The sequence below is a fragment of the Streptomyces sp. ActVer genome (assembly GCF_027270795.1).
Classification (GTDB): Bacteria; Actinomycetota; Actinomycetes; order Streptomycetales; family Streptomycetaceae; genus Streptomyces; species Streptomyces umbrinus_A.
The window spans coordinates 1-11,489 of the sequence record NZ_JAPWHT010000336.1 but is presented as its reverse complement, the minus strand read 5'-3'; the positions used below and the strand labels follow the sequence as shown (position 1 = coordinate 11,489).

Below are 11,489 nucleotides of genomic sequence, written 5' to 3'. Positions count from 1 at the left end.
GCGTCCATGTCGACCTGCTGGTTGGGGAACGGGAAGGAGCCGGCCGCGATCACCTGTGCGAGGTCGGACGCGCTCTGCAGATAGGTGAGCCCGTCGGCGGTCCTCGCGGACTTCGCCCCGGCCCTCGGCGAATCGTTCGCACGCGCGCGTGCCGGCGGTCGCGAGCTGTACGGCTTCGCCAACCACGAGCTGGTCTCCAGTTATCTCGGTACGTCCACGGGTCTGCGCCTGCGGCACGACCAGCCCAACGGGACGCTGGAGCTGAACGCCAAGTCGCCGGACCGTACGCGCTCGGCGTGGGCCGGCCGGTCGACGCGGGACTTCAAGGACGTGGACCCGGCGGCGCTCGACGCGGAGCTGGCCACGCGGCTGGGCTGGGCCGAGCGGCGCGTCGAGCTGCCCGCGGGCCGGTACGAGACGCTGCTGCCGCCGACCGCGGTCGCGGACCTGCTGATCTACCAGATGTGGTCGGCGGCAGCCCGGGACGCGGCCGAGGGCCGGACGGTGTTCAGCAAGCCCGGCGGCGGGACGCGCGTCGGTGAGAAGCTCACCGACCTGCCGCTGACCCTGCGCAGCGACCCGAACGAGCCGGGCCTGGAGTCCGCGCCCTTCGTGCTCACGCACTCCTCCGGCGACGACGCCTCCGTCTTCGACAACGGACTGCCGCTCCGGCCCACGGAGTGGGTCAGTGAGGGCGAGCTGCGGCATCTGACGAGCACCCGGCACAGCGCCGGCCTGACCGGTCTCCCGGTGGCCCCCGGCATCGGCAACATCATCCTCGACGGCGGCGAGGACAAGTCTCTGGAGGACATGGTCGCCGCTACCGAGCGGGGTCTGCTGCTGACCTGCCTCTGGTACATCCGCGAGGTCGACCCGGCGACGCTGCTGCTGACCGGGCTGACCCGCGACGGCGTCTACCTCGTCGAGAACGGCCAGGTCGTCGGCGAGGTGAACAACTTCCGGTTCAACGAGTCGCCGGTGGACCTGCTGGGGCGGGCGACCGAGGCCGGGCGCACGGAGAAGACCCTGCCGCGCGAGTGGAGCGACTGGTTCACCAGGGCCGCGATGCCCGCCCTGAGGGTGCCCGACTTCAATATGAGCTCTGTCAGTCAGGGCGTATAACCTCGATAGCCTCGCAGTCGGCCGACATCCCGGCTGCCCGAAGATCATCCAAGGAGACACGAGAACCGTGACGGACATCGTCGACGAGCTGAAGTGGCGCGGGCTGCTCGCCCTCTCCACTGACGAGGACGCATTGCGCAAGGCGTTCGCGGACGGTCCCGTCACGTTCTATTGCGGCTTCGACCCGACCGCGCCCAGCCTGCACCTCGGCAACCTCGTGCAGATCCTCACGATGCGCCGGATCCAGCAGGCGGGCAACCGCCCGCTGGGCCTGGTCGGGGGCGCCACGGGCCTGATCGGCGACCCGAAGCCGAACTCGGAGCGCACGCTCAACGAGCCGGACATCGTGGCCCAGTGGGTCGAGCGGCTGCGTGCCCAGATCCAGCCGCTGCTGGACTTCGAGGGTCCGAACGCCGCGGTGATGGTCAACAACCTGGACTGGACCCAGGGCCTGTCGGCCATCGAGTTCCTGCGTGACATGGGCAAGCACTTCCGGGTCAACAAGATGATCGCGAAGGAGGCCGTCTCCCGGCGGCTCAACTCCGACGCGGGCATCAGCTACACGGAGTTCAGCTACCAGATCCTGCAGGGCATGGACTTCCTGGAGCTCTACCGGAGGTACGGCTGCACGCTGCAGACCGGCGGCAGCGACCAGTGGGGCAACCTCACCTCGGGCACCGACCTGATCCACCGGGTCGACCCCGAGGCCGTGGTGCACGCGCTGGGCACACCGCTGATCACCAAGGCGGACGGCACCAAGTTCGGCAAGACGGAGTCGGGCACCATCTGGCTGGACCCGGAGATGACGACGCCGTACGCGTTCTACCAGTTCTGGCTGAACGCGGACGACCGGGACGTATCCAAGTTCCTGCGCATCTTCAGCTTCAAGTCCCACGAGGAGATCGAGGAGCTGGAGAAGCTCACCGAGGAGCGTCCGCAGGCCCGGGCCGCGCAGCGCGCGCTCGCCGAGGAGCTGACGACGCTGGTGCACGGCACCGGGCAGACAGCCGCCGTGGTCGCCGCGTCGCGGGCGCTGTTCGGTCAGGGTGAGCTGGGTGACCTCGACGCGGCGACGCTGGGTGCGGCGCTCTCCGAGGTGCCGCACATCCAGGTCGCCGAACTCGGTCCGGTGGTGGACCTCTTCGCCGAGGTGGGGCTGGTGGCCAGCAAGTCCGCTGCGCGGCGGACGGTGAAGGAGGGGGGTGCCTACGTGAACAACGTGAAGGTGGCCGCCGAGGATGCCGTTCCCGGCAAGGAGGATCTGTTGCACGGGCGGTGGCTGGTGCTGCGGCGGGGCAAGAAGAACCTCGCAGCCGTTGAGCTCCGCTAGGAGCATGCGAACGGCGGGTTGGTTCGTCGGTGCGGGTGCGTGGGGGCTGGTCGCGCCCACGCGGCGGAGCCGCAGATGTCACAGCCCCGCGCCCCTGAAGGGGCGCCCCCCGTTCAGGCTCTCTCTTTGTTGCTCCGCATTGCCGTGTACATCATGTCGCCGAGGAAGACGATGACGATCGCGGCGGCGAGTTGGAGGGCGTGGCGGCCCCAGTCGATGCCGTTGGTCTCGTCGATGCCGAAGCCGCGGGCGATCGCGTTGCCGACGGTCGCGCCGATGATCCCGAAGATCGTGGTGAGCCAGAGCGGGCTGTGCTGCTTGCCCGGAATGATCGCCTTGGCCAGCAGGCCCAGCACGAACCCCACGATGATCGCCCACAACCAGCCCATGGCTGCCTCCTATACGGCTCTACGTGAGCATTACGCCCAGTCTCGGCCTGTCCGCCATACGGCGCATGTCGGGCACGGCCATACGCGGTACGGCGCAGCGCTCCCCCACCGAAACCGGACCTACCCCGGTCTCGTAGGCGACGCAGCCGCGGCGTAACGTGGAGGCTGTACGGGCCAGGGGAGCGTCCGACACAGGCGGGTGGAGGAACGTGATGCGGAAGCAGAGCGAGGTCGAGGTCTTCCGGATCACCGGAGCCAGGCAGGGCCTCGCCGACGATGTACGTGGCCGGCAGCGCCGCTACATCATCTCGATGTCCGTCCGCACACTCTCGGTGATCCTCGCGGCCACTCTCTGGAACGTCGAACGGCACGTCGCCGTCGTTGCCCTGGCGCTCGGCATCCTGCTCCCCTATGTCGCCGTGGTGATCGCCAACGCGGGCCGGGAGAACGCGCCCTCGCTGCCGTCCACGTTCGTGACCGCGCCGACCCGTCCGATGCTCGCAGCGCCCCGTGCTAGCGACGCCGCGGAATCCGTCCCGGAGGACCTCGTGACCGATCCGGGCGCCCGCCTGCGGGACGAGCCGCACGAGCGGACCTGACCACGAACGATCGTCCGTGACCGTAATTCCGGACCGTACCAAGCTCAAGAAAAGCTCAGATCAATCATGTTGTTCCGGTGCCGGGCAGCGGGTTACCCGTGACATACTTCGTACGCGCTCCGCATCCCCCGTCGGAGCGACAGACCGACGCCGGGCAGCTCCCCCCGTGGCTGCTCGGCGTCGCCTTTTGTGGAGCCGGGTTCACGGCCTCCTCGACAGCACCCGGAAGGGTCGGCCGACACCGCTGACGTAGGGTCGAGACGTGATTCTGAACGTCCCCGGTTCCGACCCGTCCTCGCCCTCCTCCCCCATCTGTTCGGCGAAGGGCTGCCGAGCCGACGCGGTCTGGGTCCTCGCCTGGAACAACCCCAAACTGCACACGCCGGAGCGCCGCAAAACGTGGCTCGCGTGCGAGGAGCACCGGGAGCACCTGTCCCAGTTCCTGGGCGTCCGGGGCTTCCTGAAGGACGTCGTACTCCTGGAGGACTGGGAGTCCCCAGGGCCCCTTTAGGGGCGCGGGGAACTGCGCGGCCAGCCCCCACTCACCCGCAGCCGCACAACCGGCCTCCCCGTGGAGCGCTCAGCCGCCGATGGCGGACATCGGCCGGTCCGGCTGGACGAACGTCGGGTCGTCCAGGCCCGCCCCCGCCTTCTTGCCCCACATGGCGAGCCGCCAGATACGGGCTATCCCCTCGTCCGGCGCGTCCGAGCGCAGGGCGGCCCGCAGGTCGGTCTCCTCGCGCGCGAAGAGGCACGTGCGGACCTGGCCGTCGGCCGCCAGCCGCGTACGGTCGCAGGCCGAGCAGAACGGGCGCGTCACGGAGGCGATCACACCGACCCGGTGCGGACCCCCGTCCACGACCCACCGCTCGGCCGGTGCCGAACCCCGCTCCTCGGAGCCCTCTTCCGTGAGCTCGAAGCGCGTACGCAGTGAGGCGAGGATGTCACCGGCAGTAACCATGCCGTCGCGCTTCCAGCCGTGCTGCGCGTCGAGGGGCATCTGCTCGATGAAGCGCAGTTCGTAGTCGTGCTCCACGGCCCAGGCGAGCAGGTCGGGCGCCTCGTTCTCGTTCAGTCCCGGCATCAGTACGGAATTGACCTTGACCGGGGTCAGCTCCGCGGCGCGGGCGGCTTCGAGGCCCTCGATGACGTCCTTGTGGCGGTCACGGCGGGTGAGGGTCTTGAAGACGTCGGGGCGCAGGGTGTCCAGCGAGACGTTGACCCGGTCCAGGCCCGCCGCCTTCAGGGCGGTCGCGGTGCGCTTGAGGCCGATGCCGTTCGTCGTCAGAGACATCTGGGGACGGGGCTCAAGCGCCGCCACGCGCTCCACTATGCCGACGAGGCCGGGGCGCAGCAGGGGCTCGCCGCCGGTGAAGCGGACCTCGGTGATGCCCAGCCGGGTGACGGCTATGTCGATGAGGCGGACTATCTCGTCGTCCGAGAGCAGGTCGGGCTTGGCCAGCCACTGCAGGCCCTCCTCGGGCATGCAGTACGTGCACCGGAGGTTGCACCGGTCGGTCAGCGAGACACGCAGATCGGTGGCCACTCGGCCGTAGGTGTCGATGAGCACGTGGGCCCCCTCCCTCTAGCTCTTTCCGTACGGATCTCGGCAGAGACATCTGGTCGATCAGTTGGTCGATCAGTCGATCCGATACCAGCGAGCCTACGTGACGGGACCGACAACGAGTCGGGCCCTGATCCCACGAGACGCGCGGCGGCCGCGTCGTAGGGATCTACGACGCGGCCGCCGGGCGGGACGGTCAGTGCGCTCCGGTGCCGGTGAGGGAGCGGACCTCCAGTTCGGCGTACTTGCCGGTGTCCGGCTCCTCCTTGGACAGGATCGTGCCGAGCCAGCCGAGCAGGAAGCCGGCCGGGATGGAGATGATGCCCGGGTTCTCCAGCGGGAACCAGTGGAAGTCGACGTCCGGGAACATCGAGGTGGCCTTGCCGGAGACGACCGGCGAGAACAGCACCAGGCCGACCGCCGTGGTGAGGCCTCCGTAGATCGACCACAGCGCACCCTGGGTGGTGAACCGCTTCCAGAAGAGGCTGTAGAGGATCGTCGGCAGGTTGGCGGAGGCCGCGACCGCGAAGGCGAGGGCGACCAGACCGGCGACGTTGAGGTCGCGGGCCAGGGCGCCGAGGCCGATGGAGACGACACCGATACCGATGGTCGCGTACCGGGCGGCGTTGATCTCCTCCTTCTCGGTGGCCGTGCCCTTCCTGATGACGTTCGCGTAGATGTCGTGGGCGAACGACGAGGACGAGGCCAGGGTCAGACCGGCGACCACCGCGAGGATCGTGGCGAAGGCCACCGCGGAGATCGTGGCGAGCAGGATCGCGCCCCAGGCCGAGTCGACGCCGCCCAGATGCAGGGCGAGCAGCGGCGCGGCCGTGTTGCCCGCGGGGTTGGACGCGACGATCTCTTCCTTGGAGATGAGGGCCGCCGCGCCGAACCCGAGCGCGATGGTCATCAGGTAGAAGCCGCCGATGATGCCGATCGCCCAGTTCACGGACTTACGCGCGGCCTTGGCGTTGGGCACCGTGTAGAAGCGGATCAGGATGTGCGGCAGGCCCGCGGTACCCAGCACCAGGGCGATGCCCAGCGAGATGAAGTCGATGCTGGACGTGGTGGTGAGGCCGTACTTCAGGCCCGGCTCCAGGAAGGCCGCGCCCCCGCCGCTGTTCTCGGCCGCCTTGCCGAGCAGGTCGGAGACGTTGAAGTCGAACTTGAGCAGCACCAGGAAGGTGATGAGCAGGGTGCCGCTGATGAGCAGCACGGCCTTGACCATCTGGACCCAGGTGGTGCCCTTCATGCCGCCGATGGTCACGTACACGATCATCAGGACGCCGACCAGGGCGACGATGCCGACCTTCCCCGCGTCGCTGGTGATACCGAGCAGCAGCGAGACCAGGACACCCGCGCCCGCCATCTGCGCCAGCAGGTAGAAGATCGAGACGACGATCGTGGAGGTGCCGGCCGCCGTACGCACCGGGCGCTGGCGCATGCGGTACGCGAGGACGTCGCCCATCGTGTACCGGCCGGAGTTGCGCAGTGGCTCGGCGACCAGGAGCAGGGCCACCAGCCAGGCGACCAGGAAGCCGATGGAGTACAGGAAGCCGTCGTACCCGAAGAGGGCGATGGCGCCGGCGATACCGAGGAACGACGCGGCGGACATGTAGTCGCCGGAGACCGCGAGGCCGTTCTGGAAGGCGCTGAACTGACGGCCGCCGGCGTAGAAGTCGGCGGCGTCCTTGGTCTGCCGGCCCGCCCAGACGGTGATGACGAGGGTGGCGACGACGAAGACCGCGAACAGGGAGATGATCAGCGGTCGGTGTTGGCTGGCCTCCCCCGCCGCGAGCTGCGCCTGCGCGAGCTGGACCTGAGTGATCGCGGGGCTCATGCGCCGCCCTCCATCCGGGACTTGATCGCCTCGGCCTTGGGGTCGAGCTTGGACGAGGAGTGCCGCTCGTACCACCAGGCGATGAGGAACGTGGTGAGGAACTGGGCGAGGCCCAGGACGAAGGCGACGTTGAAGTTGCCGAAGAGCTTGGTGCCCATGAAGTCGTCCGCGTAGATCGACAGCAGGACGTACAGCAGGTACCAGCTGATGAAGCCGATGGTCAGCGGGAAGGCGAAGGAGCGGTGGGCGCGGCGCAGTTCACCGAACTCGGCGCTCTCCTGTACCTCAACGAATTCCTCGGTGGTGGGGAAATGAGGTTCGGTCTTCGAGGGGGGCGGTGCGTCGGTGGCCACGGAGTCTCCTCGCGTTGCGGGTGCGGTTGCGACGTTGGACGGGGGTCTCTGGGGATCGGGGGACGGGCTGGGTACGGACATGACTGATTTCTGACCTCACGGTGATGTGGATCACGTGGGCCGGGTGGCGATGTCAGGTGCCCCGGGCGTGATCCGACAGGGGGCTCGATCGTGCTCGTGCTCCCTGCTCAACGTCACGGAGCCGCGTGAGGAGCGGTTCAACTCCGGTCACTTCTTTCGGAAGTCGTGGCCGACGTTTCGGAAGACATCCCCGTAAGTCATTGCTGGCCAGGGACGACGGGAGATAGCTTCGGGCCTGCACCACCCCGTCATGTACCTGCCCGGGCACCACCTGTGTTCGGGCTGGTTCCGTTTCCGGATGATGTGGAGATCCCATGGCTCATCTGCGTTCCAGACGCCATCTCGCTCTCGTCGTGCCCGTGCTTCTGTCCCTTACCGCCTCGCTCGGCCTCATTCCGGGTGTCGCGTCGGCCGCCCCGCAGTCCGCTCCCGCCGTGACAGCGGCGGACGGCCCGAATCTCGCGTACGTGGTCAACACCAAGACGGACCACCGCACGATCGCGTCGGTGAAGAAGGCGATAGCCAACGCCGGCGGCACCGTCGTCATCACGTACGAGAAGATCGGCGTCATAGTCGTCCACTCCGCCAACCCGGAGTTCGGCCCGCAGATACGCACCGCGCGCGGGGTGCAGTCCGCCGGTGCCACGCGCACGACGCCGCTGACCGCGGCGGGGACGACGGACGAGGGCGCCGCCGACTACCTGTCGGCCGCCGAGGCCGCCAAGGTGAAGGCCGCGGCCACCCCGGAGAGCGAGCCCCTTGAGGCCGACCAGTGGGACCTGCGCGCGATAGGCGCCGACAAGGCCGCCAAGATCAACCCGGGCAGCAAGAAGGTCACGGTCGCCGTGATCGACACGGGTGTCGACGACACCCACCCGGACCTGGCCCCGAACTTCTCCGCCAAGCAGTCCGCCAACTGCGTGGGCGGCGTGGCCGACACGAGCGAGGGCGCCTGGCGTCCGTACACCGCCGAGGACTACCACGGCACCCATGTCGCCGGTGAGATCGCCGCCGCCCGCAACGGCATCGGCGTGGCCGGTGTCGCGCCCGGCGTGAAGGTCTCCAGCATCAAGGTCAGCGACCCGGACAACGGCCTCTTCTACCCGGAGAGTGTTGTCTGTGCCTTCGTGTTCGCCGCCGACCAGGGCGTCGAGATCACGAACAACAGCTACTACGTGGACCCGTGGCTCTACAACTGCATGGACGACCCCGACCAGAAGGCCATCGTCGACGCGGTCAACCGGGCCCAGCAGTACGCCACGAAGAAGGGCACCCTGCACCTCGCGTCGGCCGGCAACTCCAATCACGACCTCGACTCGGACGCGATCGTCGACGACACGAGCCCCGATGACTCGACCCCGGTCACCCGCACGATCGACCCGGGCGAGTGCTTCGACGTGCCGACCCAGTTGCCGGGCATCGTCACCGTCAGCGCGACCGGCGTACAGAACCTCAAGTCGTACTACTCCACGTACGGCAAGGGTGTCGTCGACGTCGCCGCTCCGGGTGGTGACCGGCTCTACCAGATCCCGGACACCCCGTCGAAGAACGGCCGCATCCTCTCCACGATGCCGAACAACCAGTACGGCTTCCTGCAGGGGACGTCGATGGCGTCGCCGCACGCCGCCGGTGTCGCCGCGCTGCTGAAGTCCGAGCACCCGTGGGCGAGCCCGGCCCAGCTGCAGGCGCTGCTGAAGGCGCAGGCGGACAACCCGGGCTGCCCGGACTCGTACGACCAGGACGGCAACGGCACCCAGGACGCCAACTGTGAGGGCGGCAAGCGTGTCAACGGCTTCTACGGCTTCGGCATCGTGAACGCGCTGAAGGCGGTCAAGTAGCCCGCGTTTCCCGGGACTTCCCGCACGGCCCGCACGTATTCGCGAAACGAACTGGAGACAGCATGACAGCGCCTCAGACGCGCTCCCGCCGCGTCATAGCCATCCCGCTGGGAATGGCCCTGGCGGCGGCTCTCGCCTTCCTGCCGAACGTCAGCGCGTCGGCGGCCCCGGCGCCCGACACGGCCGGTGCCGCCGACGCGGCGGCGAAGATCTCGGCGGAGGCCACCCCGCTGAGCTACGTCGTCAACGTCCGCGCCGGGCACGGTCCTTCCTCCCAGGTGAAGAAGGCCATCGCGCGCGCCGGCGGCACGATCGTGACGTCGTACGACAAGATCGGCGTGATCGTCGTCCACTCGTCGAACGCCGACTTCGCCAAGACGATCCGCAAGGTGCGCGGGGTGGAATCGGCGGGCTCGACGCGCACGGCCCCGCTGCCCGCGCAGTCCACGACCGACGTCGGCACCCCCAAGGTGCTCACCTCGGAGCAGGTCGCGGACGTCGAGGCGGCGGCCGGGCAGGACCCGTTGGAGCCGCTGCAGTGGGATCTGCCCGCCATCAAGGCGGACAAGGCGCACGAGAAGACGCTCGGCAGCAAGAAGGTCACCGTCGCCGTGATCGACACCGGCGTCGACGACACGCACCCCGACATCGCGCCGAACTTCGACCGCAAGGCGTCGGTCAACTGCGTGTCGGGCAAGCCGGACACGACCGGCGGGGCATGGCGGCCGAGCGCCGCCGAGAGCCCGCACGGCACGCATGTCGCGGGCGAGATCGCGGCCGCCAAGAACGGCGTCGGTGTCACGGGGGTCGCGCCGGGCGTCAAGGTGTCCGGCATCAAGGTCTCCACGACGGCCGGCTTCTTCTACACGGAGGCCGTCGTCTGCGGCTTCATGTGGGCGGCCGAGAACGACGTGGACGTCACGAACAACAGCTATTACACCGACCCGTGGTACTTCAACTGCAAGAACGACCCGGACCAGAAGGCGCTCGTCGAGGCCATCAGCCGGGCGACGCGGTACGCGGAGAAGAAGGGCACGGTCAACGTCGCGGCGGCGGGCAACGAGAACTACGACCTCTCCGCGGACGAGATCACCGACCCGGTGTCGCCGAACGACTCGACTCCTTCGGAGCGTGTCATCGACCCGTCGGAATGTCTTGACATCCCGACCCAGTTGCCGGGTGTTGTCACGGTCGCGGCCACCGGTGCGAAGGGCATCAAGTCGTCCTTCTCCAACCACGGCCTGGGCGTCATCGACATCGCGGCCCCCGGCGGCGACTCGACACGCTTCCAGACCCCGGCCCCGCCGGCCACCAGCGGCCTGATCCTCGGCCCGCTGCCCGGCGGCAAGTGGGGCTACATGGCCGGAACGTCGATGGCGTCCCCGCACGTCGCGGGCGTCGCCGCACTCATCAAGTCGACGCACCCGCGCGCCTCGGCGGCCGCGGTGAAGGCCCTGCTGTACGCGGGGGCCGACGCCACGCCGTGCACCAAGCCGTACGACATCGACGGCGACGGCAAGGTCGACGCGGTCTGCGAGGGGCCGAAGAACTACAACGGCTTCTACGGCTGGGGCACCGCCGACGCGCTGGACGCGGTGACCAAGTAGCGAAGTAACGCCTCCCTGAGGGGAGTTGAGCTTCCCTCAGGGAAGTCGAGCCGGGTGGCCCGCGGGCCACCCGGCTCTCGCGCGTCCGGGGGCGCCGCGTCCCGTGCCGGACACCGCGTCCCATGTTGATCGCGTACACCCTGCATAGTGCCCGTATGACGCATTCGGACGCACCGACCACGGAGTTCGCGTGGGCCGCGCTGGGCGGGGATCCCGCGCTGGTCCCACGGTTGTCGGCCGTCGTACGGTCCGGCGCGCTGGAAGCACGGCTGCCCGTACGGGAGTTGGCGCGGGCGTGCGTGGGGGCGTGCGCGCTGGCCGCCGCCGAACTGGGCGCGCGGCGGGCGGGGCTCGCCGACGTGCCCGAGGTGCGGGTCGACGACGGAGCCGTCGCCACGGCGTTCGTGAGCGAGCGGCATCTCCTCGTCGCCGGGCGGGCGCCGGTCACCTTCGCGCCCCTGTCGCGGTTCTGGCGCACGGCGGACGGGTGGGTGCGCACGCATGCGAACTATCCGCATCACCGGGCGCGGCTGCTGGGCGCCCTGCAGCTGCCGGGCGAGGCCTCGGTGGAGGCCGTGGCCGGGTGCCTGGCGGAGCGGCCGGCCGTGGAGGTGGAGGACGCGGTGTACGCGGCCGGGGGCCTCGCCGTCGCGCTGCGCACACCGGAGGAATGGGCGCGGCACGAGCAGGGGGCGGCGGTCGCCGGGCAGCCGCTCGTCGAGCGCGGGACGCTGGGCTCCGCCGCCTCGCGGGGCCTCCCGCCGCT

9 protein-coding genes and 2 pseudogenes are annotated in these 11,489 nt (G+C 69.3%); 7 read left to right on the top strand and 4 right to left on the bottom strand.

The annotated features are described in order from the left end of the window. Positions 1-105: 105 nt before the first annotated feature. Together O3Q52_RS38010 and tyrS are read left to right on the top strand one after the other, a co-directional pair. Positions 106-1,122, top strand: a pseudogene (locus O3Q52_RS38010) (metallopeptidase TldD-related protein); the annotation flags it as partial. Positions 1,123-1,189: 67 nt separating this feature from the next. Next, positions 1,190-2,452: a tyrosine--tRNA ligase gene (gene tyrS, locus O3Q52_RS38005; protein ID WP_269653154.1), complete on the top strand. Its 1,263-nt coding sequence runs from the start codon at positions 1,190-1,192 to the stop codon at positions 2,450-2,452. Between the two features lie 113 nt (positions 2,453-2,565). Here tyrS and O3Q52_RS38000 read toward each other — a convergent pair whose 3' ends face one another. Further along, positions 2,566-2,841 carry a GlsB/YeaQ/YmgE family stress response membrane protein gene (locus O3Q52_RS38000; protein WP_269653153.1) on the bottom strand — a complete coding sequence of 92 codons (276 nt, stop codon included), beginning with the start codon at positions 2,839-2,841 and terminating at the stop codon, positions 2,566-2,568. Between the two features lie 212 nt (positions 2,842-3,053). Between O3Q52_RS38000 and O3Q52_RS37995 the strand changes: the two genes are divergently transcribed. Together O3Q52_RS37995 and O3Q52_RS37990 are read left to right on the top strand one after the other, a co-directional pair. Continuing rightward, entirely contained in the window at positions 3,054-3,440 is a 387-nt protein-coding gene (locus O3Q52_RS37995; RefSeq protein WP_269653152.1) for a DUF3099 domain-containing protein, read from the top strand. A 262-nt stretch (positions 3,441-3,702) separates the two neighbouring features. Further along, positions 3,703-3,951 (top strand): hypothetical protein, encoded by a 249-nt coding sequence (locus O3Q52_RS37990; protein ID WP_269653151.1) that lies wholly within the window; start codon positions 3,703-3,705, stop codon positions 3,949-3,951. Between the two features lie 69 nt (positions 3,952-4,020). Here the strand turns inward: O3Q52_RS37990 and moaA are convergent, their stop codons facing one another. From moaA to O3Q52_RS37975, 3 genes are all read right to left on the bottom strand, one after another. Beyond that, the gene (moaA, locus tag O3Q52_RS37985; protein ID WP_269653150.1) at positions 4,021-5,010 is read right to left on the bottom strand and encodes a GTP 3',8-cyclase MoaA; all 990 of its coding nucleotides are present in this window, start codon (positions 5,008-5,010) and stop codon (positions 4,021-4,023) included. 190 nt (positions 5,011-5,200) lie between these two features. Further along, positions 5,201-6,844, bottom strand: a complete 1,644-nt coding sequence (locus O3Q52_RS37980; protein WP_269653149.1) for a cation acetate symporter — start codon at positions 6,842-6,844, stop codon at positions 5,201-5,203. Then, positions 6,841-7,197 carry a DUF485 domain-containing protein gene (locus tag O3Q52_RS37975; protein WP_269653148.1) on the bottom strand — a complete coding sequence of 119 codons (357 nt, stop codon included), beginning with the start codon at positions 7,195-7,197 and terminating at the stop codon, positions 6,841-6,843. Before O3Q52_RS37975 ends, O3Q52_RS37980 begins: the two co-directional genes overlap by 4 nt. A gap of 395 nt (positions 7,198-7,592) precedes the next feature. On the opposite strand from O3Q52_RS37975, the gene O3Q52_RS37970 reads away from it, so the two are divergent. From O3Q52_RS37970 to O3Q52_RS37960, 3 genes and pseudogenes are all read left to right on the top strand, one after another. Beyond that, entirely contained in the window at positions 7,593-9,116 is a 1,524-nt protein-coding gene (locus tag O3Q52_RS37970; RefSeq protein ID WP_269653147.1) for a S8 family serine peptidase, read from the top strand. 62 nt (positions 9,117-9,178) lie between these two features. Then, positions 9,179-10,723 carry a S8 family serine peptidase gene (locus O3Q52_RS37965; RefSeq protein ID WP_269653146.1) on the top strand — a complete coding sequence of 515 codons (1,545 nt, stop codon included), beginning with the start codon at positions 9,179-9,181 and terminating at the stop codon, positions 10,721-10,723. A 155-nt stretch (positions 10,724-10,878) separates the two neighbouring features. Then, positions 10,879-11,489, top strand: a pseudogene (locus O3Q52_RS37960) (hypothetical protein); the annotation flags it as partial.

Bases quoted from the DNA above. Each gene is read 5' to 3' on its own strand.
- O3Q52_RS38000 (WP_269653153.1), bottom strand. From the start codon at position 2,841: ATGGGCTGGTTGTGGGCGATCATCGTGGGGTTCGTGCTGGGCCTGCTG.
- O3Q52_RS37995 (WP_269653152.1), top strand. From the start codon at position 3,054: ATGCGGAAGCAGAGCGAGGTCGAGGTCTTCCGGATCACCGGAGCCAGG.
- O3Q52_RS37980 (WP_269653149.1), bottom strand. From the start codon at position 6,844: ATGAGCCCCGCGATCACTCAGGTCCAGCTCGCGCAGGCGCAGCTCGCG.
- O3Q52_RS37970 (WP_269653147.1), top strand. From the start codon at position 7,593: ATGGCTCATCTGCGTTCCAGACGCCATCTCGCTCTCGTCGTGCCCGTG.
- O3Q52_RS37965 (WP_269653146.1), top strand. From the start codon at position 9,179: ATGACAGCGCCTCAGACGCGCTCCCGCCGCGTCATAGCCATCCCGCTG.